The sequence below is a fragment of the Parerythrobacter aurantius genome (assembly GCF_045291475.1).
Lineage (GTDB): Bacteria > Pseudomonadota > Alphaproteobacteria > Sphingomonadales > Sphingomonadaceae > Parerythrobacter > Parerythrobacter aurantius.
On sequence record NZ_CP147985.1, the window covers coordinates 961,808 to 985,990 of the forward strand.

Sequence of the window (24,183 nt, forward strand, 5' to 3'; positions counted from 1 at the left end):
TCAAGCGCGCTCGGCGGGGTTGCGGCCAAGGCCGAAGGTCAGGCCGACGACCGACCGGATCAGCGCCGGGTCGTTCGCAACCTGTCCCGAAAGGATCAGGTTGGCCAGACCGTGAACCATCGACCAGGCATGGATCGCGGCGCTGGCGCGGTCGCTGCCGGGTTCGAGCTGCGGGAGGACGCTGGAAATCCCGGCCTGGAGCTGGCGGAAAGCCTCGTTGTCGTCGCTTCCGGCATCGCCCATGTCGGGGCCCGGCTTGCAGGCGAAGGTCAACGCGAACAGCGCCGGATTGGCGACCGCCCACTCGACATAAGCAACGCCGGTCGCCTGGAACGCGGCATAGCCCCCGCCTGCGGCCGTGGCTGCAGCCAATTGCGACCGGCCGAGCTGGCGGATGCCCTCCCCCGCCAGCGCTTCGAGCAAGGCATCCTTGTTGGCAAAGTGGCGATAGAGCGCGGTGGCGCTGACGCCGAGTTCGCGTGCGATGGCCCGCAGGCCCAGGTCCGGCACCTCCTGCGAGGCCAGTTTCTCGAGCCCAAGTGCGATCGCCGCGGCGCGCAGATCGCCGTGGTGGTACGCCTCGTCGGATTTGATGTTGACAGTGTTATCATTCGCAGTCATGTTAACAGCATAAACATTCCGACTCGTGCTTACAACTTCAACTTTGGGGAGACCCGCCATGGCCAGCGTCATCGAGAAGACCATCCGTTCCGCCGTTACCAAGGGCGTGATGACCGTTGCCGATTTCAATCGCAAGCGGCTGCGCGAACCGGAAGGTGGGCACCCCTACCTGACCGGCATCCATACCCCGATGACCGAGGAAGTGACGCTCGACACGCTGCGCGTCGACGGCGAGATCCCGGCGCAGCTCGACGGCCGCTACCTTCGCATCGGGCCGAACCCCGTGACCCCTCCCGAGCCCGGCAGCTACCACTGGTTCGTCGGCGACGGCATGGCGCACGGCGTGCGGATCAGGGACGGCAAGGCCGAGTGGTATCGCAACCGCTGGATCCGCTCCAATGCCGTAAGCGACGCGCTGGGTGAACCGCGCAAGCCCGGCACCCGCAATCCCCGGACCGACACCGCCAACACAAATATCGTCGGCATCGACGGGCGCACCTTCGCCATCGTCGAGGCGGGCGGCAAGCCGGTCGAGCTCGACGATACGCTGGGCACCATCGCCCACAACCCGTTCGACGGGACGCTGCAGAACAGCTTCTCGGCCCACCCGCACCTCGACCCAGCGACGGGTGAGATGCACGCGATCTGCTACGACGTTCAGCATCCCAGGACCGTGTGGCACACCGTGGTCGATGCCCATGGCAAGGTGGTGCGCGAGGAACCGATCCCGGTGAAGGATGGCCCCTCGATCCACGACTGCCAGATCACGAAGAACTATGTGCTGGTGTTCGACCTGCCGGCGGTGTTCTCGATGAAGCGGCTGACCTCGGGCTTCAGCTTCCCGTTCCACTGGGACCCGGACCACGGCACGCGCCTCGGCCTGCTGCCGCGAGGCGGCAAGGGCGGGGACACCATCTGGTGCACAATCGACGAGCCCGTCTACGTCTATCACCCGGCCAATGCCTTCGAGACGGAGGACGGGAAGGTCGTCGTCGACGTGGTGGCGCACGAAAGCACCTACGACAGCTCGCCGGTCGGCCCTGGCGGGCGCTGGACGCGGTTCGAACGCTGGGTGGCCGACCCGGTCGCCCGCCATGTGACCCGCACCGTGCTGCACGACCGCGCCCAGGAATTTCCGCGCTATGACGAGCGGCTGACCTGCCAGCCCTATCGCTACGCCTATGCCATCGCCCTGGCGCCGGTCGAGGGCCTCGACATGGGGGCGACGCAGCTGTTCAAGCACGACGTCGTCGCCGGGACCACCGAGGTCCGCGAACTGGGCGCGCACCGGCATCCGGGCGAATTCGTCTTCGTGCCGCGCAGCCCCGACGCGGCGGAGGATGACGGCTGGCTGATCGGCCTGGTGATCGACATGGCGAACGAGACCACCGAGCTGCAGATTCTCAGGGCCGACGACTTCACCGGCGCGCCGCAGGCGGTGATCCACATCCCCCACCGCATCCCGCCCGGCTTCCACGGCAACTGGGTGCCCAGCGCCAGCTGACATTCGATCTCCCCTAAGGGTCGCCCCCTCTCCCGACCCTGCCCTGGCCCGCCCCGGACATCCGGCGGCGGGCCTCTTGTTTTCTGGGGCACGATAAGCGAGTTATCGTTTTGCGATATTATCGATTGACAATAAGTGCGACTCGGATTATTGATTATCGATATTGACTATCAAGGAGATCGATAATGCCTCGCTTCACCCAGAACCTCTTCGCCGCATTCGCCGCAGTCATGATCATGGCCGGCAGCTTCGGCGCCATCGTCACCGTCCCGCCTGCACAGGCGCAGGCTGCGCTCGTCACACCCACGCTCGCCTGAGTCCCTTCGCTCAAGGATTGCTACCATGAAAGACCGTCCCAACGATCTCATCCTGCTGGCCGGCAGAATCCTCACCGTGTTCCTGCAAGCGGTCATGATATTCGGCGGCATCGTGCTCGTCGGCGTCCTCGGAGCGATTGTGCTCTACAGGGACAGCTTTTTGGCCGAGTACGTCGCCGACTCGGGCAACGCCGCCGCGACATTCCCCGTTGCGGCGCTGCTGGGCGTATTCGCCATAGGCCTCGTCATCGTCGCCGCTCTGTTCGTGTTTTTCGGCAATCTGCGGAAGATCATCACCACCGTCGGCGAGGGGGACCCGTTCCAGCCCGCCAATGCCGACCGGCTGGGCCAGATGGGCTGGCTCATGCTCGGGGTGCAGCTCCTCTTCATTCCGGCCACCGCTTTCGGGAAGAAACTCGCCGAGATCGCCGATGAGGCGAAGGAAGCGAGCATGATGGTGGACAGCAGCCTCGACGTTACCGGGATCCTGCTGGTCGTCATCCTGTTCATCCTCGCCCGCGTGTTCCGCCACGGCGCTGCCATGCGCGACGACCTGGAAGGGACCGTGTGATGCCGGCCGAGGAAGGAACCAACATCGTGGTCAGACTCGACGACCTGCTCCACGCCCGCCGAATGACGCTGACCGAACTGGCCGAGCGTGTCGGGTTGACCCTCGCCAACCTGTCGATCCTCAAGACCGGAAAGGCCAAGGCTATCCGCTTCTCCACGCTGGAAGCGATCTGCCGCGAGCTCGACTGCCAGCCGGGCGATCTGCTGGGCTACCAGCGAGACTGACGCACCGGGGCGGCCCGGTCCGCCCCCGAACCTGCCATACCAAATCATGGAGTCCGATCATGGTCCGATGGATCACGCTTTTCTGCGCCCTGCTTCTGGGTACCTTGCCTTCGCTTGCCCATGCGGCACCCGCCTCGCCGCTGCCTGATCGCGTACTGCTCGTGGTCAGCAGCCATGGGCGCGATGGCGGCAAGGTGCAGCCCGGCTTCGAGATGGACGAACTCGCCCAGGCCTGGCTGGTCTTCCGCGCCAACGGCATGGATGTCGACATCGCCAGCCCGGAAGGCGGCGCGGTCGTCCCGGACGAATTCGATCCCGCAAAGCCGTACAACCGGGCCTTCGCCGACGATCCGGAAGCGAGCGCAAAGCTGGCCGGAACCCTGCGCCTCAGCACCGACATGGCCGGGCAATATGCCGCCGTTATGGTGATCGGCGGCAAAGGGGCGATGTTGGACCTGCCCTTCAGCCAGGTGCTGCAAGGTCTGCTGGTCGCGACCGAAAGCAGGGGCGGTGTGATCGCGGCAGTCTGCCACGGTCCGGCAGTGTTTGCCCGGATGCGCAATCAGGATGGTTCGGACTGGGCGCGCGGCCGCGCCCTTACGGGCTTTGCCGACGAGGAAGAGGCCTTGTTCGGCAAGAAATGGGTACCGCATTTCCCCTTCCTGCTGGAAACCGAGCTACGCCGCCAGCAGGCCGATTTCTCCGACGCGCCAATCATGCTGCCCTACGTCGTTACCGACGGGCGGGTCGTGACAGGCCAGAACCCCTACTCCGTTGCTGCTGCATCGGATGCGGTGCTGCGGGCGCTCGGCAAGCGTACTGTCGAACGCCAGCTGTGGGCCGACGAGCGGAGCCTGATGCTGGTGGCCAAGGCGATCGGCGGCGATACGGCACCGCTGGAAGCCGCGCTGGCGACGAGCAAGGATACGCTGGACATCCCGCTGATCGCCATCTGGGGTTATTACCGCGCGATGCAGGCGGAAGGCGAAGCCACCATGCTTGCGCCCGCACTCAAGGTCATGGAACTGGCCTACCCGCACTTCCCCGAACCCCAGCTGGCCGAAGCGATCGCGCAGGCGAAGGCCGCTCTGGCGGCCAGTTAGGCCACCCGCTTTCGCTTGACACGGCGCCGCAAATCCCTAGAGGCCCGCCCCTGAACGGCGGGTCTCTTCGATCCGCAGTTCATCCGTCCGAGACAGTTGGTGACCGGAATCTGCCGGTCTTAATTTCCAGCCTAGACGGGGAAACGAGTTTTCCGGCCTCCTCCAGACAGGTGGCCACCTGGCGTGTATGCGCCCTCCTTCCCCATCATTGGACACAGTGCTGCGCCGCATGAGCGGCGGAGCGAATTGAGCCGGTCGTATGGGAGCCATCCCGTGCGATCATATGTGAAGGAGTATGGCATGGATCGTTCGCAAAAAGCCGACGCGGTTGCCCAGCTCAATGCAGTCTTCAACGAGGCGGGCGTGGTGGTTGTCACCCGCAACCTCGGCCTGACGGTGGCCCAGTCCACCGACCTGCGCCTGAAGATGCGTGACGTTGGTGCTTCCTACAAGGTTGCGAAAAACCGTCTTGCCAAGATCGCCCTTAAGGACACGGCTTACGAAGGCATGGGTGACATGCTGACGGGCCCGACCGCGATCGGTTATTCGACCGACCCGGTCGCTGCAGCCAAGGCTGCGGTGGACTTCGCCAAGACGAACGACAAGCTCGAAATTGTCGGCGGCGCAATGGGCGGTCAGGTGCTCGACGAAGCCGGGATCAAGGCACTCGCCTCGCTCCCCAGCCTCGACGAGCTGCGTGCAAAGCTGGTGGGTCTCGTCAACGCCCCGGCGACCAAGGTCGCCCAGGTCGTCAACGCCCCCGCCGCCAAGCTCGCCCGCGTTTTCGGGGCCTATGCGGCCAAGGATGCGGCGTAAGCGGTTTTCGCAAGAACAGACATTCCACCGGGGCCAGCCACAGGCACCCCGACCATTTTTGGAGTACGTACAATGGCCGATATCAAGGCTCTCGTTGAAGAACTTTCGAAGCTGACCGTCCTGGAAGCCGCCGAGCTCGCCAAGGCGCTTGAAGAAGAGTGGGGCGTGTCCGCCGCTGCTGCTGTCGCCGTGGCTGCTGCCCCGGCTGGCGGCGACGCCGGCGGTGCTGCCGAAGAGCAGACCGAATTCGACGTCATTCTCACCGGCGACGGTGGCAAGAAGATCCAGGTCATCAAGGAAGTCCGCGCCATCACCGGCCTGGGCCTGACCGAAGCCAAGGCTCTCGTCGAAGGCGCGCCGAAGGCCGTCAAGGAAGGCGTCAGCAAGGCCGAAGCCGAAGAACTCAAGAAGAAGATCGAAGAAGCCGGCGGCACCGTCGAGCTCAAGTAAGCCTGAGGCGGCGCGGCCTGGCTTCGCCGGGTCGCTGCTCGCCGCAAGGCCGGCCGGCGCGGCCCCGCCGCGTTCGACGTCACGGCTCTGCCGGGACGTCCGGCCCGATCTAAGAGACTACAAGAGGGCGGTGCCGCGAGGTGCCGCCCTTTTCTCGTGCCCGTTTCAATACCGCTCGATGAAGGCGATGATCTGGGCGCGCTGGGCCGGGTCGCTAAGGCCGGCGAAGGACATCTTGTTGCCGGGTACCAGGTCGCGGGGTCGCGTGAGGAAACGGTCTAGCGTTGCCGCGTCCCACACCAGGCCCGACGTGCGCAGCGCATCGCTGTAGCGATAGACGGGGTCGCGAGCGGCAGGCTTGCCGAAGACCCCGGCGAGCGAAGGGCCGATCCCGTTCTGGCCGGGCTTTAGCGAGTGGCACGAGGCACACTTGGCGAAGCCACCCGCGTCGGCGGGCAATGGCTCCCGCCCGACCAACTCGATGACATCGGGACGACGCGGCGGCGGCGGGACGACGGTTATCGGCGGAGGCACCGGCACCGTTACCAGTGGCACATCGTCTCGCACTGCGATGTCCGACGGGGCACAGCCCACCAGGGTTCCTATCGCCAGCATCGAAAACACCATGAAGCGACGGCCCATTTGGCGATGGTGGGCCCGGCTGGAATTGCGGTCAAGCGATAACGAGCCTGTGGCAGGCTTGCCGCAAGGCCCCCGGCAAATTTGATCGACGGCGCAATTCGCTTTCGGGCGTCCGCTCTCGCGCCTATCCGGGACGGCTTTATGACGCACGCGCCTGCCTTGCCTTCGGCCCCTGCTTCCCCATGGAAGGCCGAGATCGCCGCCACTTTCCGGCTGGCGTGGCCGCTCGCGCTCGCCAATTTGCTGCAGATGCTGGTGCATGCGGTCGACGTGATCTTCGTCGCGCGGCTGGGCGAGGTCGAGCTGGCGGCCTCGGCGCTCGCCATCGCGCTCTTCGGCCTGCTGATGTGGGCGTTCTCCGGCCTCACCGGCATCGTCGCCGCGCTGATCGCCGAGGAACTGGGCCGCCGCGCCCATGCGGTGCGCGAGGTGCGCCGTTCGGTGCGCATGGGGCTGTGGCTGGCGGCGGCGTCGGGCGTGGCCGGCATGGCGATCTGCTGGAACGGCGAGGCGCTGCTGCTGATGACGGGGCAGGAAGCGAACCTCGCTGCGCGGGCGGGCGATTTCCTGCGCATCATCATGTGGGCCATGGTGCCGATGATCATGGCGAGCGTGCTGCGCAATTTCGTCTCGGCGCTCGGCCGGCCGATCTTCGCCACCGCCATCACCGGCCTGGCGCTCGGGGCGAGCCTGCTGTTCAACTGGATGTTCGTGTTCGGCAATCTCGGCGCGCCCGCCCTCGGCCTGGAAGGATCGGCGCTGGCGAGCGTGCTGACCTCGCTGTTCGTGCTGGCGAGCTACCTCGTCGCCATCCGCGTGGACCGGCGGCTGCGGCGCTACCGCATCCTCGGCAACTGGTGGCGGCCCGAATGGTCGCGCTTTGCCGACATCCTGCGGCTCGGCAGCCCGATCATGATGATCATCATCGCCGAGGCCGGCCTGTTCAGCGGCGCGGCGCTGCTGATGGGCCGCATCGGCGCCTCGGAACTGGCCGGGCATACGGTGGCGCTGCAGATCGCCGCGCTCGCTTTCCAGGTGCCGTTCGGCGTCGGGCAGGCGGCGACGATCCGGGTCGGATACCACTACGGCGCGCGCGACCGCGATGCGATCGGCCGCGCCGGCTGGACCGGGCTCGCCATGGCCGCGGCCTTCATGGCCCTGCCTGCTGCACTGATGTTGTTCGCGCCCATGCTGCTGCTGCGCATCTATGTCGATCCGATGGCCCCCGCCAACGCCGCCATGGTCGGTTTCGCGGTGCAGTACATGCTGGTCGCCGCCGCCTTCCAGCTGTTTGACGGGGTGCAGGCCGTTGCCGCCGGGGCGCTGCGCGGCCTTCAGGACACGCGCATGCCGATGTGGATCGCGCTCTTCAGCTATTGGGTGCCGGGCTACGGCGTCGCCATCTGGCTCGGCTTCAACACGCCGCTCGAAGGCACTGGCGTATGGATCGGGCTCGCCACCGGGCTCGTTTTCGCCGCCGTGCTGCTGACGGCGCGCTGGGCTCGCCGCGACCGGCTCGGCCTCGTCCCGCGCGACCGCTGATCGGCGAAAAATTTCTGCTCCGGGGTTGTTGACTCTGCCTTCCGACGCACCCATTTGCGCTGCGCTGGCACTCTCGGGGTGAGAGTGCCAAGAGCATTCAACATTTGAAACGAAGAGGTCACATCATGGCATTTCGTCCGCTGCACGACCGCGTCCTGGTCCGTCGCATCGAAGCCGAGGAAAAGACCGCCGGCGGGATCATCATTCCCGACAGCGCCAAGGAAAAGCCGAGCGAAGGCGAGATCGTTGCCATCGGCGACGGCGCCCGCGACGAGAGCGGCAACCGCGTCGCCCTCGACGTCAAGGCCGGCGACCGCGTGCTGTTCGGCAAGTGGTCCGGCACCGAAGTGACGGTCGACGGCCAGGAGCTGCTGATCATGAAGGAAAGCGACATCATGGGGATCATTTCCTGATCCGCTGATCGCACCGCTTTCACAACCAACCAATTTTCTCAGGAGAAACACCAATGGCTGCCAAGGACGTGAAATTTTCGCGCGACGCACGCGAACGCATCCTGCGCGGGGTCGACACCCTCGCCAACGCCGTCAAGGTCACGCTCGGCCCCAAGGGCCGCAACGTCGTCATCGACAAGAGCTTCGGCGCGCCGCGCATCACCAAGGACGGCGTCACCGTCGCCAAGGAAATCGAACTGAAGGACAAGTTCGAGAACATGGGCGCGCAGATGATCCGCGAAGTCGCCAGCAAGGCGAACGACGCGGCCGGTGACGGCACCACCACCGCCACCGTGCTGGCCCAGGCCATCGTCAACGAAGGCATGAAGTCGGTTGCTGCCGGTATGAACCCGATGGATCTCAAGCGCGGCATCGATCTCGCCGTGACCAAGGTCGTCGAAGACCTCAAGGGCCGTTCGAAGGACGTCTCGGGCTCGTCGGAAATCGCACAGGTCGGCATCATTTCGGCCAATGGCGACACCGAAGTCGGCGAAAAGATCGCCGAAGCCATGGAAAAGGTCGGCAAGGAAGGCGTCATCACCGTGGAAGAGGCCAAGGGCCTCGAATTCGAACTCGATGTCGTCGAAGGCATGCAGTTCGACCGCGGCTACCTGTCGCCCTACTTCATCACCAACCCGGAAAAGATGACGGTCGAACTCGAAAACCCGTACATCCTGATCCACGAGAAGAAGCTCAGCAACCTCCAGTCGATGCTGCCGGTGCTCGAAGCCGCGGTCCAGTCGGGCCGTCCGCTGCTGATCATCGCCGAAGACATCGAAGGCGAAGCGCTGGCGACCCTGGTGGTCAACAAGCTGCGCGGCGGCCTCAAGGTCGCGGCCGTGAAGGCTCCGGGTTTCGGCGATCGCCGCAAGGCCATGCTGCAGGACATCGCAATCCTGACCAAGGGCGAAATGATCAGCGAAGATCTCGGCATCAAGCTCGAGAACGTCACGCTGGGCATGCTCGGCCAGGCCAAGAAGGTCACCATCGACAAGGACAACACCACCATCGTCGACGGTGCCGGTGACGAAGGCGACATCAAGGCCCGCGTCGGCGAAATCCGCACGCAGATCGACAACACCTCGAGCGACTACGACCGCGAGAAGCTGCAGGAGCGTCTCGCCAAGCTCGCCGGCGGTGTGGCCGTGATCAAGGTCGGCGGTGCGACCGAAGTCGAAGTGAAGGAGCGCAAGGACCGCGTCGACGACGCTCTCCACGCGACCCGCGCTGCGGTCGAAGAAGGCATCGTCCCGGGCGGCGGTACCGCGCTGCTCTATGCCTCGAAGGCATTGGACGGCCTCAAGGGTGCCAACGACGACCAGACCCGCGGCATCGACATCATCCGCAAGGCGATCCTCGCGCCGATCCGCCAGATCGCCGAGAACGCCGGTCACGATGGTGCCGTGGTTTCGGGCAACCTGCTGCGCGAAGGCGACGAGACCCAGGGCTTCAACGCCGCGACCGACACCTACGAGAACCTCGTTGCGGCCGGCGTGATCGACCCGACCAAGGTGGTGCGCACGGCCCTGCAGGACGCAGCCTCGGTTGCCGGCCTGCTGATCACCACCGAAGCGGCGATCTCGGAAGCTCCGGAAGACAAGCCGGCCCCGGCAATGCCCGACATGGGCGGCATGGGCGGAATGGGCTTCTAAGCTCAGGTCCACTGACCAAACGCGAAGGGCCGGGAGCGATCCCGGCCCTTTTCTTTTGTGTTGGAGGGGGCGGTTACATCGCCATTGGCCTTGCCAGCATCCACAACGCCATGCCGATCATGAACAGGTTCTCCGTCAGCGAGACGAAACCGAGCGGCACATTGCTGTCGCCGCCGACGCAGGCGCATTTGAGCTCGCGCCGGTCGATATAGACCGCCTTGAAGACGCTCGCCGCGCCCACCGTGCCGATGAACAGCGCGACCGGGATCGACAGCCAGTCCAGCGCCCGCGCGGTCATCAACACGCCCGCCAACCCTTCGGCGAAAGGGTAGATATAGGCATAGGGCACCCAGCGCCGCGCCAACAGGTCGTAGTTCAGGAACATGGTCGAGAAGCTCTCGACGTCGCGCAGCTTCAGATAGGCGAGCCCGCACATGGAGAAGCTGACAAACCATTCGGCGGACAGGACCGAAAGCGGCCGGCCGGTCGCGACATAGGCCGCGGCAATCGCCACCAGCGCCATCACGGCGAACAGGGCGATCACCGGGCGGTAGGTGGTCTCGCCCTTTTCCAGCACCCGGCGGCCGAAGTGCCGGCGCAGGTCGGTGTAGCCGCCGATCCTTTTGTCGCCGATCCATGCCTGCGGGGTCGTCGCGACATCGTGCTGCGCCTTGAAGGCGTCCGTATCCTCGCGCGTGAGCAGCGGGTGGTCTTCGACCGCGAAACCTTCGCTCTCGAGCAGCCACTTGGCCTTGAGGCCCGAGGGGCACAGGTGGTCGGGCAGGACCATGCGATAGAGCGTGGCGGTCTTGCCGGTCATCGGCGCGTCTTTTCCATGAGATCGATAAGCTCGGAAAACTTCTCGCGCTGTTCGGCCTCGTCGCCCGAGGCGATGGCGAAAGCGACGCAGGACGCGGCGTTGCGCTTGAGCACTTCGCTTTCAACCTTGGCCAGCGCCGACTTGATCGCCGCGAGCTGGGTCAGCACGTCGATGCAGTAACGGTCCTGCTCGATCATGCGAACCACGCCCTGCACCTGCCCGGATATGCGGTTGAGCCGGTTCACCGTCGATTTATTGTCCCTGCAAGCTGTGTCCTGCATGGCCGAAAGACCTTCTTTGCAAAATACCCTAGGGGGGTATAGATAGCGGCCATGTCGAGACTCATCAAGCCGGCCCCGATCACATTCTCCCGCCGCGGCCTCATCACCAGCACCGCCGCGCTCGCCGCCGCCTCCGCCCTGCCCGTGCCGGCCTGGGCCAAGGGCGGGTCGATGCACGGTCACGAAGCCAAGAAGGGCTTCGGAACCTATTCGGGCGAGGATATTCGCCTGAATATCGGCCATGCGAAGTTCTCGACCGGCGGGCGCAGCGGACATGCGATCGCGGTCGACGGAATGATACCGGGGCCGCTGATCCGCCTGAAGGAAGGCCAGGACGTGCGGCTCCACGTCACCAACAATCTGGACGAGGACAGCTCGATCCACTGGCACGGGCTGCTGCTGCCGTTCCAGTTCGACGGCGTGCCGGGTGTCAACTTCCCCGGCATCAAGCCGGGCGAGACCTTTACCTACGAGTTCCCCATCCGGCAGGCGGGCACCTACTGGTGGCACAGCCACTCCGGCTTGCAGGAGCAGATGGGCCACTACGGCCCGCTGGTGATCGAGGCGAAGGACGGCTCCGACGAGCGATACGACCGCGACTATGTCGTGCTGCTGAGCGAGTTCACCCCGCTCCACCCGCACGAGATCATGCGCAAGCTGAAGGTTGGCGAACACTACTTCAATCGCTCGATGATGACCGCGACCGAAGGCGAGATGTCGGGCGAGGAACGCCGCATGTGGGGCGAAATGCGGATGAACCCGCGCGACATCGCCGACGTCAATGGCACCACCTACACCTATCTGATCAACGGCCACGGCCCGGCGGACAACCTCGAGTACCTGTTCAAACCGGGCGAGAGGGTGCGGCTGCGCATCATCAACGGATCGGCCATGAGCTTCTTCAACATTCGCATACCGGGCGTGCCGATGACGGTGATCCAGGCCGACGGGCAGGATGTGAAGGACGTCACCGTCGACGAACTCCAGATCGGTACCGCCGAAACCTACGACGTGGTCGTCACCCCGCCCGACGGCAGCCACGCGCTGGTGGCAGAAGCCATGGATCGCAGCGGCATGGGCATCGCCAGCCTGACCTCGCATCCCGGCCACAGGGCGACCGCGCCTGCGCTACGCGAAGTGCCGACGCTGACCATGGCTGACATGGGCATGGCCGAAATGAGTATGGCCGGCATGGATCACGGTTCGGGCGGCCATGGCGGCTCGATGGGCCACTCCATGCGCGAAAAGTCCCTCGTCCCGCCCGATGTCGAGGTCGGCCCGGGCGTCGACATGATCGCGCCGATGCCGGTCGACCGGATGGACTTCCCCGGCCTCGGCCTCGATAAGGTGCCGCACCGCGTGTTGCGCTACACCGACCTGCGCTCGAAGACGATGAACCCGCACCGGATGCCCGAGCGGACCATGCAGATCCACCTGACCGGCAATATGGAACGGTACATGTGGAGCTTCGACGGCAGGAAGTTCACCGCCGTCACCGACGATCCGATCCGCTTCGCCTATAACGAGCGGGTCCGGGTGAAGCTCGTCAACGACACCATGATGGCGCACCCGATTCACCTGCACGGGCATTTCTTCGAGCTGGTCAATGGCAAGGACCCGCACGACATGTTCCAGCCGCGCAAGCACACCGTAATCGTCCAGCCGGGCAGCAGTGCGACCTTCGACCTGACCGCCGACGAGCCGGGCGACTGGGCCTTCCACTGCCACCTGCTCTATCACATGCACGCCGGGATGATGCAGGTTGTGACGGTGCGGCCGTTTCCGGAGAAGGCGTGATGCGCGCCTTGATCGGCCTTTCCCTGCTGGCGCTTGCCACACCGCTTGCCTCACAGGTGCAGGACCCGCATGCCGGGCACGATATGCCGGCACCCGCTCCGGCCCCGGCTCCGAAGCCCACAACCGCGCCGTCCGCAGGGCATGACCATCATCCCCCGGCATCAGAGCCGATGGATCATGGCGCGATGGACCACGGAGCGATGGACCACGGGGCTATGGATCACGGGCAAATGGATCACGGTTCGGGCGCTCACGGCGAAGCGCCCACCGCCGACGAACCGCCGCCTGCCCGCGCGCTCGAAGGCCCGCGCCATGCGGCCGATGCGATCTGGGGCGAGGAAGCGATGGCTCCCGCTCGCAAGCAGCTGGGGCGGGAGCATGGTACCATGATCACCGGCGTGGTGCTGATCGAGCGGCTTGAAGCGAGGGTCAAGGACGGGGCTGACGGTTTCGTCTGGGACGGTCAGGCCTGGTGGGGCGGCGACCTCGACAAGTTGTTCGTCAAGACCGAGGGCGAAGGCGAGCTTGATGGCCCGGTGGAGGATGCCGAAGTGCAGCTGCTCTACAGCCGCGCCATCGGCCCGTTCTTCGACCTTCAGGCAGGCGCAAGGCTCGACCTCGAACCCGAAACGCGCAGCCACCTGGTGCTCGGCGTGCAGGGCCTTGCGCCCTACATGTTCCATGTCGATGCCGCCGCCTTCCTTTCGGACCGGGGCGATCTGACGGCCCGGCTGGAGGGCGAGTACGACCAGAAGATTACGCAAGCCCTGATCCTCCAGCCCCGATCCGAGCTCGAGCTGGCGGCGCAGGACATCCCCGAGCGCGCGATCGGTGCAGGCTTCACCAAGCTCGAAGCGGGTTTGCGGCTGCGGTACGAGATCGTTCGCGAGTTCGCGCCCTATCTCGGCGTCGAATACGAGGCGAAGCTGGGAGAGACTGCCGATATCGCGCGTGCGCAAGGCGAGGACCCGGACGGTTTTGCAATGGTGTTGGGCCTGCGGGCCTGGTTCTGACGCGGCGCGACCCGTCGACACGGAGAATCGCGACATGTAAAGCGGCTTTACAGGACCCAACCGCGTGGTGGGCCGTTGTTTTCCCGACACCCCCAATCAGGAGAACCAAACCATGCGATTTCCGCAAAACGCCCATGTCGCCGTCGTCGACGGCACGCAGTTCCGCTTTTTCCGCAACACCGGTCAGGCTGACGCGATCAAGCTGGAAGGCATTCCGGCCGACGAGGTTGATGCGACCAACAAGAGTGCAGGTATCCGCGATCACGAAGCGACGAACCGAAATGACGGCGGTCGGCATCTCGAGGAATTGAGCCACGCGGCGGGTGTAGCCGAAAGGCTCAACGGCATGGCGATCGCCGGGAAGATCGAAAAGATCGCGATCATCGCTGATCCCTCGAGCCTCGGCGAAATGCGGCGGCACTATCACACCGAATTGCAGAACGCGCTCGTCGGCGAGATTGATTCGACCCTGACCAACAGTGCTGTCGAAGACATCGTTCGCGCCCTGGAAACGGCGTAACGATCGATACTATCAGCGTTAGGGGGCGGCGCAGCAGCAATGCGCGCCGCCCCTTTTTTGTTTGCCGGTTCAGCCGCCCTTGCGGCTCGCCTCCGCCGCTGCGACCACATCGGCCGGCCAGCTTACCTGCGTCTGGGTCTGCGGGTTGAAGACGTCGCCCGGATAGATCGCTGCTTCGGCGGCGGCGATTTCCTCGGCCGTCAGGAACTCGCTCGGCTCCAGCGCGAAGACATCGAGCCCGCGCGCGATCTCGGTCGCGTAGATACGGCCCTTGTACCAGTAGGCCGACCAGTAACCGCCGACGACCATCTGGTCCTTGTCGATCGGGCCGCGGTCGAAATAGGCGATTTCCCGCACATTGGCCGGGTCGGTAAAGTCGATCACGCTCAGCCCGCCCTGGTACCACGCCTGGACGAAGATATCGCGCCCCGGGACCGGGATGATCGAACCGTTGTGCGCGACGCAGTTCTCCTTGTCGCCCTGCGGTGCGGGCAGCTTGTAGGTGCCGCGATAGACCAGCTTGCCGTTCTCCACGCCGTAGAAGGCATTGGCGCCCCAGTTCGTCGGATCGCCCGCCTGGCAGCGCGGCCGCCCGCCGCCGCCCCATTCGTCGGTGAACAGCACCTTGGTGCCGTCGTTGTTGAAGGTGGCCGAATGCCAGTAGGCGAAGCCCTTGTCGGTCACGTCGTCGATCCGCTTCGGCTTCAGCGGGTCCGACACGTCGAGGATGATGCCGTTGCCCGAACAGGCGCCTGCCGCCAGTTTCTTCGACGGAAACACGGTGATGTCGTGGCACTGGTCGGTCTCGGCCGTGTCCTGCGTGCCTTCGCCGTGGTCGCCGCCGCGCCACAGGCCGGCGATCTGGCCGGCAGCGGCGAACACGCGCGGCCGGTCGACAATGCGCGCAGCAGCAGGATTCGCCACCGGCACCTCGATCACGTCGATCGAGAACAGCGCGGTGTCGTCGCCGGGTAGTGTCGTGCAGCTCGAGAGTTCTTCAGTGAGGCGCACGCCGCCGGTGCCCGAGGCGTAAATGACAAGGCGCTTATCGTCGGTGCTGACGATCGAATGGGTGTGGCTGCCGCGGCAGGTCTGCACCTGCCCGACCTGGCGCGGTGCAGCGGGATCGGAAATGTCGAAGATGCGAAGGCCGCGGAAGCGTTCGGCGGTGGCGCGCTCCATGTTGCCTTCAAGACCGCAATCGACGCGGCCGCGGCCCTCTTCAACGCTCATCACCAGCAGCTTGCCGGCGATCGATACGTCGCCCTGCCCGCCCGGGCAGACCACCGAGCTGACGAGGCCCGGCATCCCGTCCGCCCCCAGCCGGTAGATGTTGAAGCCGTGATAATTGCCCGCCACCATCAGGTCGCCCGAAAAGGCGATGTCGGTGTTCGCGAAATCGAGCATTGATCCGCGATCCGACAGGCGCGGACGCTCCGGCTCGCGCTCGTCTTCCGCCAGCGCCAATGGATCGTTGGGGTCGACTGCAGGCTTGTCTGCGGCTTCTTTTGCCGGCTTTTCTTCTTGCGCAGGCGTATTCGTCTTCGCCGCGGCGGCTTTTTCTTCCGCAGCCTTCGCCTTGCGCGACTTGGCGGCAAGCGGCTGCAAGCCCGCCGGGTTGGCCGGATCGAAGAAGCCGGCCGGCTTTTCCAGGCTGGCAAGCTTCTTCAGGCCGGAAATCGCCTCGCCCGCATCGCGGAAGCCCGGAGCGAGCGTTGCGCGCGGATCCTGCGACAGGCTTGCCAGTCGCTTGTTCATCCGCGTGATTTCGGCGCTCTGGTCGCTCATCACATCGGCGGTGAACTGGTTCATCTCGGGGTCGGAGGCGGTTCCGTACCAGTTCAGGAGGTTGCGGGTCATGTCGACCGCACCGCGGTGGTGGGCGATCATCAGTTGCAGGAACAGCCGGTCGAAGGCGACCCCTTCGGCGGCGGCGAGCGCGGCCATCTGGGCGGGTGTCGCCATGCCTTCCATGATCACCATGCCCCTGCCGGCCGGGGAGGTTCCGTGATCCATGTGATCGCCGTGGTCCATCGGTTCCTTGCCCATGCCGGGCATGGCGACCGGTTCGCCGCGGCTGGTGAGCCAGTCGGTCATGAACTTCATCTCGTCGGCCTGACTGGCCTCGATGCGGCGGGCGATACGGCGGATGTCGGCATTGGAGGTGCGCGCTTCGACCAGCGCCGTCATTTCGGTCGCCTGTTTGTGGTGCACGATCATGTGCTGCATGTAAGCGACGTCGCCGGGGGAATAGCGCATGTCGGCGAGCTTGATCGCCTCGTCCGCCGAAAGCACCTTGGCCGGCTGTCCCGGCGCACCCGGCTGCACGATCGGCACTTCGCGAGCAATGGCGGTGGCAGAGGTCGAAAGCAGGAGGCCGGCGGCAAGCGCCCGCAAGGCATTGGTCATGGTATCAGTCCCCGAATGTGATGCGGGCGGTATGGCACGCCCCGCCCCGCAGCCGTCAAGCACAAGTTCTGCGAACGACTTGTGACAGGGCACCAGTGGCTTACCCGTATTTTCCCCGCTTCGGCCCCAGATAGCCGAACAGGTAAGCCCCGACCTTGCGCATCTGGATCTCTTCCGCGCCCTCGGTGATGCGGTAGCGGCGGTGGTGGCGATAGATGTGCTCGAACGGCTTGTGCCGCGAATAGCCGATCCCGCCGTGGACCTGCATCGCCCGGTCGGCGGCCTGGCAGACCAGCCGGTTCGCCCAGTAATTGCACATGCTGACCTTGTCGGAGATCGTCTTCTCGATCTCCTCGTGCGGCATGTTGTCCATTTCCCAGGCGGTCTTGTAGATCAGCAGGCGCAGCATCTCGCACTGGGTCGCCAGCTCGACCAGCGGGAACTGGATCGCCTGGTTGCGCGCCAGTTCCTCGCCGAAGGGCTTGCGGTGGCGGGCATAGGCGACGCTTTCCTCGACACAGAACTGCGCCGCGCCGAGCGACGATGCCGCCTGGCGGATGCGGTTCTGGTGGACGAAGCTCTGCGCCAGCGCCAGCCCGCGCCCTTCGACGCCGAGGATCGCGCTGTCGGGCACCCAGACATTGTTGACCGACAGGCGCGGGTGATCGGTCGGCATGTTGAAGGTCCACATCCACTCCTCGATCTCGAGGCCGGGGGTGGGATTGGGCACGAGGAAGCAGGTGATCCCGCTGGCGTCGCCGTCCTTGCCGCCTGTCCGGGCGAACATGGCGCAGTGGGTCGCGACATGCATGCCGGTGATCCACATCTTCTCGCCATCGATACGCCAGCCGTCGATGCCGTCGCGGGTCTCGCGCACGGCCCTGGTCTCCATGTGGGTGGCATCGGAGCCGTGGTGCGGTTCGGTCAGGCCGAAGGCGACGCGGCGGGTGCCCTCGAACCCGCCGAGGATATATTCCTGCTTCTGCTCCTCGGTGCCCCATTGTTCGAACATTTCGACGAAGGGGAAATTGCCGACGATCGAGTGTTCGTTCTGCAAATCGTTGTGCAGCCCCAGCCCGCGCTGGGCGAAGCGGTCGCGGATCACCGCCATCCACAGGTTGGAGCCGTCCTTGCCGCCGTATTTCTTAGGCGCGGAGAAGCGCCAGTGGCCGGCCTTGTCGGCGCGCCGCTTGGCCTCGACCAGGAGCTGCTCCCATTCGTGGCGCGGCAGCCCGCCCGCCTCGAAATTGGTCCGCGCCCATTCGCGGCGATGGTCGAAGAAGCGGATGTTGTCGTCCGCCTGCTCGAGCGGAATGATTTCCGCGTCGATGAAGGCGACCAGCTCGGCGTAGTAGTCTTCAAGTGCCTGCGGTACGGTGAAATCCATCGCTCAGTCCTCTCCGGTCCATTTCCTGCGCGCCACGGCGAGCGCGGGGTATTTGGGTACGTCTTCTTCGAGCTTTTCGAGCGCGCGAAGGCGCAGCTCGTGGAGCAGGTCGCCCGAGGCCAGGTCGGCCTTGCCGGCAAAGATGTCTTCGCACAGCGCGGCATCGGTCGCGGGACGGCGGAACGGCCGATCCTCGCGTGCCAGCATGCCGAGCGCATTGCGGGCCACGGCCAGCTGGAACCGGTCGTGCCCTTCGACCTTGTCCTTGAGGGTCGCGAGCCATTCCGAAACGGCGGTGGCTATTTCACCATATCCCGCCTCGCCGCGGGGGGTTTCCTGATAGACCGTACCGGCAGGCACGCGGTCGAGCCGGCCGTCGCTCAAGGCGGCTGGCGCATCCTCTTCCAGCAGCAACAGCAGGTCGAGTTCGTTCTCGCTCGTCCGCCTCGAGATGACGACACGCTCAAGCATCCGGTCCTCGCCGCGCCGCCAGAAGTCGGCCATGCGGATGCAGCCCAGCGCCCACCACACCGTGCGGTAGATCATCCAGAAGCGGAACCGGGCACGGTCGACCGGTGCGCCGCCCGCCGCCTCATAGGCGGCGAAATAGTCCTCCAGAGTGCCCAGCCCCAGTGCAGGCCGGTCGTAGCGGGCGAAGCGCCACACCGCCATGCAGCCAAAGGCGAGATCCTCGTGCCGGTCGCCGAAATGGGCCAGCTCCCAGTCGAGCACGCCGGTAAGGTGCGAATCCTCGGCGAGGATATTGCCGAGCCGGTAATCGCCATGGTTGAGCACAGGCGTCGCCGATTCGGGCACATTGTTCATCAGCCAGCGCAGCCCCAGCGCGATGATCGGGCGGTCGCCGCCGGCATCCTCGAATTGCTGGCGCAGGCCCGCAATCCCTTCGGCATAGTCCATGGTCGGGATGGCATCGGGCAGCGCGGCTGGTTCGAGCGAATGGATGCGGGCAAGGTCGCCCGCCACTTCGCGCAGCAACCGGTCCGGCTGCTCCATCGCCAGGATCGCCCTGGGATCGGGCGTGCCGGGCAGCGCGCGCATCACGAAGCCGCTGCCGATCCCATCCTCGGGCACAAGCTCGACCATCACCTCGGGCGCCTTGACCCCGGCACCGTGCGCGGCGCGGATCACTGCCGCCTCGACATCGTGGCCGTAGGGTCGCCCTTCCATGAAAGCGAGGCTGGGCGCGCGGCGCAGCACGAAATCCTCGCCGCCAACAGAAAAGCGCCAGCTTTCCATCGTCGCCCCGCCGGTCAACCGCCGCAGGCCACCGATATCACCGTAACCTGCACGGGTCATGGCCAGGGCCAGCCCGTCGCCCAGCATGCGAATCGCCTCTGTCTCTCCCATTGGGTCAATGGTTGCAGCGCGCTTGCGGAGTCACAAGTCGAAGGTGCGATCCGCAACACTTCCGGGTCCGATTCCGCCACACAGGCCAACGTTTCGCACACGGGAATGAAATCATCTGTCGCAGCGAGGTCACATTCCGTCTCAACCCCATTGCTGCACGCGAATTGAAGCTGTGTAATCTCTTGTAAAGCATAAGGGGGTATAGAACGGGTCCATGATCTCGCGCTTTTTCAGGAATGTCGCCGCTGTCGCCGCCCTTTCGGCCAGCCTGATCGCAACCCCGGCTCAGGCAGACGGGACCGAACTGGAAGCGGCTTTCGATCGCACCTTCGGTACCGAGCAGCGTAAGCCGCAGAGCTTCGAAGCCACCTATGCCAACCCGTTCGAACGGCGCGTGGCGATGCTGGCAGACGGGTCGGCCGGGCGCATCGGCGTCGCCGCCGTCGACCTCGCCTCGGGCCAGCAGATATCCATCCTTGGCGACCAGCGCTTCCCGATGGCCAGCACCAGCAAGATCGCGGTGGCGGCGGTCTTCCTCGAAGGGGTCGAGCAAGGGCGCTGGAGCCTGTCGAGCGAATTCCCGCTGATGGTGCCCACCGCATCGAAGAAATTCTCCACGGCCGTGGCCCCGGTGCGGGCCGGCCAGTACCTCCCCGCGATTGACCTGATCGAACTGATGATCACCCGGTCCAGCAACCCGGCGACCGATGCACTGCTGAAGGTCGTCGGCGGTCCCAAGGCTGTCAACGACTGGGCTCGCCGCAACGGCATTCGCGAATTCAGCCTCGACCGCGATATCGCGACGCTGGTGCGCGACGACGGGGAATTCGATCCCGCAACCCACATCGATCGCCGCGACAGCACCACGCCGCGCGCGATGGTCGATATGCTGGCCGGCCTCTACCAGGGCAAGTTCCTGAAGCGCGAAAGCCGCGACGTGCTGCTCGGCGCGATGAGCCGGACCGTCACCGGCACCCGCCGCATTCCCGCGATGATCCCGGACGAGGCGCAGGTGCTGCACAAGACCGGTTCGCTGAGCAACACCTCGAGCGACGTGGGCATCATCAAGCTGCCCGATGGCCGCGCCTTCGCCGTCGCAATCTACGTCACCGGCCAGGGCGGCAAGGGCGAGCGCGAAGCGAAGATCGCAGCCATCGCCCGTGCGCTCTACGATGGTTTCGCCGAAAGTCCCAAGCGCCAGTATGCGAGCGCCGGATACGGCACGCAGTAGGCGCCTCGCAGACGGTTACAGCGGACAAACGAAAAGGGCGGCACCGAAGTGCCGCCCTTCCTTTTTCGAGCGATGCCCGAAACGTGCTCTTACGAAGCAGCGGCTTCGGTAGCAGCTTCGACTTCGGCGCCGGCTTCGGCAGCTTCGTCGCCAGCTTCTTCCATCGCGCCTTCGGCAGCGGCGGTAGCCTCTTCGGCAGCGCCTTCGACGGCTTCGCCAGCAGCTTCGGCATTCGCTTCAGCGTCGGCAGCAGCGCCTTCGGCGGCTTCGGTGGCGGCGTCTTCGGTGGCTTCCGAGCAAGCGGCGAGCGAGAGAGCGGCGCCAGCAGCGGCGGCAGCGAGGATGATCTTACGCATAGTGTTCAGTTCCTTACTCTGACGAGTGGGTAACCCTTCCAGGCCAGCGCCGGGAAGGAGAAACCGCCCGAAAAGGTTGGCTTCTGCGTGGCTAAATAATGGCTGGAATATGGCAGCGCAAGCAGATTCGCCACATTTGGCCAGATTGTGCCACATTTTTGCCTTATTTTACGCCCGCCGCATGCCAGCCCCGTCGGTGCCCGAATTTTCGGATGGCTTGAAGCCGCGCGGCTGCTAGCAGGGCCCATGGCCGACAAGCAGCATCTCTACCTCGTCGACGGGTCCTCCTACATCTTCCGCGCCTATCACCGGCTACCCCCGCTGACCGACCCCGAAGGCACGCCGGTCGGCGCGGTCTATGGCTACACCACCATGCTGTGGAAGCTGGCGGACGATCTCGACAAGGCCGAGGGTCCGACGCACTTGGCGGTCATTCTCGACAAGTCGAGCCAGTCGTTCCGCAACGAGATTTACGACCAGTACAAGGCCAACCGGCCCGACCCGCCCGAGGACCTGGTGCCGCAGTTCCCGCTGATCCGCGATGCCACCCGCGCCTTCAGCCTGCCGCTGATCGAGGAAGAGAACGTCGAGGCCGACGACATGATCGCCTCCTACGCCCGCGCCGCCACGCGCATCGGCTGGGACGTGACCATCGTCTCGAGCGACAAGGACCTGATGCAGCTTGTCGGCCAGTGCGGCGAAGGCGGCGGCTGCGTCGACATGCTCGACACGATGAAGAACCAGCGGATCGACATCGCCGAGGTCGAGGAGAAATTCGGCGTCCGGCCCGAACTGGTCGGCGACGTGCTGGCACTGATGGGCGACAGCGTGGACAATGTGCCCGGCATCTTCGGGGTCGGGCCGAAGACCGCGACCAAGCTGATCCAGGACCACGGTTCGCTTACCGCCGCGCTCGATGCGGCGGCCGACATGAAGCCCTCGAAGCTGAAGGAACGCCTGATCGAGCACCGCAAGGATGCCGAACTCAGCCGCATTCTCGTGACGCTGAAAGAAGACTGCCCGCTGCCGATCGCACTGGAGGACATGAAGCTTTCGGGTATCCCCCCCGAACCGCTCGCCGCCTTCCTCGAAAAGCACGGCTTCACCTCTCTTTTGAAGCGATTGGGCGCGGGGCACGGGAGCCCCGAGCGAGCCAACAACCTTCATCCCGCCAAGCCGGAAACCAGGGGCGCCGACGCCTCTGCCCAGGGCAACAGCCAGCCGCTGCCCGACGTTCCGGCGGTCGACCGCAGCACCTACGAGACCGTGCAGACGATTGAGCGGCTGGAACACTGGATCGCGAAGTGCCTCGCCGCGCGGACCGTCGCGGTCGATACCGAAACCAGCGCGCTCGATTCGATGCGGGCCGAACTCGTCGGGGTAAGCCTCGCGACCGGTCCGAACGAGGCCTGCTATATCCCCCTCGGCCATCTTAACGAAGGTGGGGGCGGCTCCGATATGTTCGCCCAGAAGCCGCAGCAGGTGCCGCTCGATGCCGCCCTCGCGGCGCTCAGGCCGCTGCTCGAAAGCGACGCGGTGCTCAAGGTCGGGCAGAACATCAAATACGACCTCACCGTGTTCGCCCGCCACGGCATCGCGGTGGCCCCGATCGACGATACGATGATCATCAGCTTCGATCTCGACGCCGGACGCGCGCTCGACGGCATCGGCGGCGGCCACGGGATGGACGAGCTCTCGCAGCGCCATCTCGGCCACACCACGCTCGCCTTCAAGGACATTTGCGGCACCGGCAAGAAGGCCATTCCTTTCGGCGAAGTGCCGCTCGACCGGGCGACCGAATATGCCGCCGAGGATGCCGACGTCACCTTGCGGCTCTACCGCGTGCTCAAACCCCGGCTTTCGAGCGAGGGCGGCACGCGCATCTACGAACGGGTCGACCGGCCACTGATCGCGGTCGTGGCCCAGATGGAACGGCACGGCATCAAGGTTGATCGTGCGCGCCTGGCCGGACTGTCGGAGGAATTCGCCCGCGAAACCGCACGGCTCGAAGGCGAAATCCACGCGCTGGCGGGCGAGCCCTTCACCGTCGGCAGCCCGAAGCAACTGGGCGATATCCTGTTCGACAAGCTCGGCTACAAGGGCGGACGGAAGGGCAAAAGCGGGCAGTATTCGACCGATCAGGCGATCCTCGAAGGGCTCGCCGCGCAGGGTGCAGAAATCGCCAACAAGGTGCTCGAATGGCGCCAGCTGGCGAAGCTCAAATCAACCTATACCGATGCGCTGCAGGACGCGATCAATCCCGATACCGGCCGCGTCCACACCAGCTACAGCCTGGTCGGGGCGCAGACCGGGCGATTGAGCTCGACCGATCCCAACCTCCAGAACATCCCGATCCGCACCCCCATCGGGCGCCAGATCCGCGAGGCCTTCGTGCCCGAGGACGGCAATGTGCTGCTCGCCGCCGACTATTCGCAGATCGAACTGCGGCTGGCGGCGCACATGGCGGACGTGCCCGAGCTCAAGGAAGCCTTCGCCAATGGCGAGGATATCCATGCCCGCACGGCGCGCGAGATGTACGGAACGGTCGACCGCGACACCCGCGCGCGGGCCAAGACGATCAACTTCGCCATCCTCTACGGCATATCGCGCTGGGGCCTGGCCGGGCGGCTGGGCGTGACGGCGGAGGAAGCGCAGGAAGTGATCGACACCTATTTCAAGCGCTTCCCCGGCATCCAGAGCTATATCCACGAAACCTTGGAGAGCGTGCGCGCCAAGGGCTATTCGGAGACGCTGTTCGGCCGCAAGACCTGGTTCCCGCGGATCAGGTCGGGCAACCAGGCCGAACGCCAGGGCAGCGAGCGCGCGGCCATCAACGCCCCGATTCAGGGCACCAGCGCCGACATCATCAAGCGCGCCATGGCCCGGATGATGCCCGCCCTCGACGATGCAAGGCTAGGCCATGTGAAGATGCTGCTGCAGGTGCACGACGAACTGGTGTTCGAACTGCCCGAAGCCGACGTCGCCGCCGCGAGCCCGATCATCGAGCGGGTGATGGCCGAGGCCGCTCTGCCTGCCGTGGAACTCTCCGTCCCGCTGGGCATTGAGATAGGGACAGGCGCAAGCTGGGACGCTGCGCACTGATGACC

General features: G+C 65.4%; 23 protein-coding genes. 15 read left to right on the forward strand and 8 right to left on the reverse strand.

Annotated features, from left to right (window positions below):
- Entirely contained in the window at nucleotides 1-621 is a 621-nt protein-coding gene (locus WAB17_RS04745) for a TetR/AcrR family transcriptional regulator (RefSeq protein ID WP_435418866.1), read from the reverse strand.
- A 58-nt stretch (nucleotides 622-679) separates the two neighbouring features.
- Between WAB17_RS04745 and WAB17_RS04750 the strand changes: the two genes are divergently transcribed.
- The 7 genes from WAB17_RS04750 (at nucleotide 680) to rplL (ending at nucleotide 5,606) form a co-directional block, all read left to right on the forward strand.
- On the forward strand, nucleotides 680-2,125 hold the full coding sequence (locus WAB17_RS04750) for a carotenoid oxygenase family protein (RefSeq protein WP_435418867.1): 1,446 nt from the start codon (nucleotides 680-682) through the stop codon (nucleotides 2,123-2,125).
- A 185-nt stretch (nucleotides 2,126-2,310) separates the two neighbouring features.
- Complete coding sequence (locus WAB17_RS04755) at nucleotides 2,311-2,442, forward strand: hypothetical protein (protein WP_435418868.1); 132 nt, start codon at nucleotides 2,311-2,313, stop codon at nucleotides 2,440-2,442.
- Nucleotides 2,443-2,467: 25 nt separating this feature from the next.
- Nucleotides 2,468-3,013 (forward strand): DUF2975 domain-containing protein, encoded by a 546-nt coding sequence (locus WAB17_RS04760; RefSeq protein ID WP_435418869.1) that lies wholly within the window; start codon nucleotides 2,468-2,470, stop codon nucleotides 3,011-3,013.
- On the forward strand, nucleotides 3,013-3,237 hold the full coding sequence (locus tag WAB17_RS04765; protein WP_435418870.1) for a helix-turn-helix domain-containing protein: 225 nt from the start codon (nucleotides 3,013-3,015) through the stop codon (nucleotides 3,235-3,237). Before WAB17_RS04760 ends, WAB17_RS04765 begins: the two co-directional genes overlap by 1 nt.
- 59 nt (nucleotides 3,238-3,296) lie before the next feature.
- A complete protein-coding gene (locus WAB17_RS04770) occupies nucleotides 3,297-4,340 on the forward strand; it encodes a type 1 glutamine amidotransferase domain-containing protein (RefSeq protein WP_435418871.1) in 1,044 nt (347 codons plus the stop codon).
- 300 nt (nucleotides 4,341-4,640) lie between these two features.
- Nucleotides 4,641-5,156, forward strand: a complete 516-nt coding sequence (gene rplJ, locus WAB17_RS04775) for a 50S ribosomal protein L10 (RefSeq protein ID WP_435418872.1) — start codon at nucleotides 4,641-4,643, stop codon at nucleotides 5,154-5,156.
- Nucleotides 5,157-5,228: 72 nt separating this feature from the next.
- The gene (gene rplL, locus WAB17_RS04780; protein ID WP_435418873.1) at nucleotides 5,229-5,606 is read left to right on the forward strand and encodes a 50S ribosomal protein L7/L12; all 378 of its coding nucleotides are present in this window, start codon (nucleotides 5,229-5,231) and stop codon (nucleotides 5,604-5,606) included.
- Between the two features lie 165 nt (nucleotides 5,607-5,771).
- Here rplL and WAB17_RS04785 read toward each other — a convergent pair whose 3' ends face one another.
- A complete protein-coding gene (locus WAB17_RS04785; protein WP_435418874.1) occupies nucleotides 5,772-6,248 on the reverse strand; it encodes a c-type cytochrome in 477 nt (158 codons plus the stop codon).
- 141 nt (nucleotides 6,249-6,389) lie between these two features.
- Between WAB17_RS04785 and WAB17_RS04790 the strand changes: the two genes are divergently transcribed.
- From WAB17_RS04790 to groL, 3 genes are all read left to right on the forward strand, one after another.
- The gene (locus WAB17_RS04790) at nucleotides 6,390-7,790 is read left to right on the forward strand and encodes an MATE family efflux transporter (RefSeq protein ID WP_435418875.1); all 1,401 of its coding nucleotides are present in this window, start codon (nucleotides 6,390-6,392) and stop codon (nucleotides 7,788-7,790) included.
- A gap of 125 nt (nucleotides 7,791-7,915) precedes the next feature.
- Nucleotides 7,916-8,203, forward strand: a complete 288-nt coding sequence (gene groES, locus WAB17_RS04795; RefSeq protein WP_435418876.1) for a co-chaperone GroES — start codon at nucleotides 7,916-7,918, stop codon at nucleotides 8,201-8,203.
- A 53-nt stretch (nucleotides 8,204-8,256) separates the two neighbouring features.
- The gene (groL, locus tag WAB17_RS04800) at nucleotides 8,257-9,894 is read left to right on the forward strand and encodes a chaperonin GroEL (RefSeq protein WP_435418877.1); all 1,638 of its coding nucleotides are present in this window, start codon (nucleotides 8,257-8,259) and stop codon (nucleotides 9,892-9,894) included.
- Between the two features lie 73 nt (nucleotides 9,895-9,967).
- Here the strand turns inward: groL and WAB17_RS04805 are convergent, their stop codons facing one another.
- Nucleotides 9,968-10,714, reverse strand: coding sequence for a MauE/DoxX family redox-associated membrane protein (locus WAB17_RS04805; RefSeq protein WP_435418878.1), 747 nt, complete (start codon nucleotides 10,712-10,714; stop codon nucleotides 9,968-9,970).
- Nucleotides 10,711-10,995, reverse strand: coding sequence for a metal-sensitive transcriptional regulator (locus WAB17_RS04810; protein WP_435418879.1), 285 nt, complete (start codon nucleotides 10,993-10,995; stop codon nucleotides 10,711-10,713). The genes WAB17_RS04805 and WAB17_RS04810 overlap by 4 nt, the downstream gene beginning before the upstream one ends.
- 51 nt (nucleotides 10,996-11,046) lie before the next feature.
- Here WAB17_RS04810 and WAB17_RS04815 point away from each other — a divergent pair, with 51 nt between their 5' ends.
- From WAB17_RS04815 to WAB17_RS04825, 3 genes are all read left to right on the forward strand, one after another.
- Nucleotides 11,047-12,792 (forward strand): copper resistance system multicopper oxidase, encoded by a 1,746-nt coding sequence (locus tag WAB17_RS04815; protein ID WP_435418880.1) that lies wholly within the window; start codon nucleotides 11,047-11,049, stop codon nucleotides 12,790-12,792.
- Entirely contained in the window at nucleotides 12,792-13,805 is a 1,014-nt protein-coding gene (locus WAB17_RS04820) for a copper resistance protein B (RefSeq protein WP_435418881.1), read from the forward strand. Before WAB17_RS04815 ends, WAB17_RS04820 begins: the two co-directional genes overlap by 1 nt.
- 112 nt (nucleotides 13,806-13,917) lie before the next feature.
- On the forward strand, nucleotides 13,918-14,325 hold the full coding sequence (locus tag WAB17_RS04825; protein WP_435418882.1) for a host attachment protein: 408 nt from the start codon (nucleotides 13,918-13,920) through the stop codon (nucleotides 14,323-14,325).
- A gap of 69 nt (nucleotides 14,326-14,394) precedes the next feature.
- On the opposite strand, the gene WAB17_RS04830 is transcribed toward WAB17_RS04825, so the two are convergent.
- From WAB17_RS04830 to WAB17_RS04840, 3 genes are all read right to left on the reverse strand, one after another.
- Nucleotides 14,395-16,734 (reverse strand): DUF305 domain-containing protein, encoded by a 2,340-nt coding sequence (locus tag WAB17_RS04830; RefSeq protein WP_435418883.1) that lies wholly within the window; start codon nucleotides 16,732-16,734, stop codon nucleotides 14,395-14,397.
- A 100-nt stretch (nucleotides 16,735-16,834) separates the two neighbouring features.
- Entirely contained in the window at nucleotides 16,835-18,121 is a 1,287-nt protein-coding gene (locus tag WAB17_RS04835; protein WP_435418884.1) for an acyl-CoA dehydrogenase family protein, read from the reverse strand.
- A gap of 3 nt (nucleotides 18,122-18,124) precedes the next feature.
- Entirely contained in the window at nucleotides 18,125-19,489 is a 1,365-nt protein-coding gene (locus WAB17_RS04840) for a phosphotransferase (protein ID WP_435418885.1), read from the reverse strand.
- A 214-nt stretch (nucleotides 19,490-19,703) separates the two neighbouring features.
- Between WAB17_RS04840 and WAB17_RS04845 the strand changes: the two genes are divergently transcribed.
- Nucleotides 19,704-20,720, forward strand: coding sequence for a serine hydrolase (locus WAB17_RS04845; protein WP_435418886.1), 1,017 nt, complete (start codon nucleotides 19,704-19,706; stop codon nucleotides 20,718-20,720).
- An 89-nt stretch (nucleotides 20,721-20,809) separates the two neighbouring features.
- Here WAB17_RS04845 and WAB17_RS04850 read toward each other — a convergent pair whose 3' ends face one another.
- Nucleotides 20,810-21,076 carry a hypothetical protein gene (locus tag WAB17_RS04850; protein WP_435418887.1) on the reverse strand — a complete coding sequence of 89 codons (267 nt, stop codon included), beginning with the start codon at nucleotides 21,074-21,076 and terminating at the stop codon, nucleotides 20,810-20,812.
- A gap of 246 nt (nucleotides 21,077-21,322) precedes the next feature.
- Between WAB17_RS04850 and polA the strand changes: the two genes are divergently transcribed.
- Nucleotides 21,323-24,178, forward strand: a complete 2,856-nt coding sequence (gene polA, locus WAB17_RS04855; RefSeq protein ID WP_435418888.1) for a DNA polymerase I — start codon at nucleotides 21,323-21,325, stop codon at nucleotides 24,176-24,178.
- Nucleotides 24,179-24,183 lie beyond the last annotated feature (5 nt).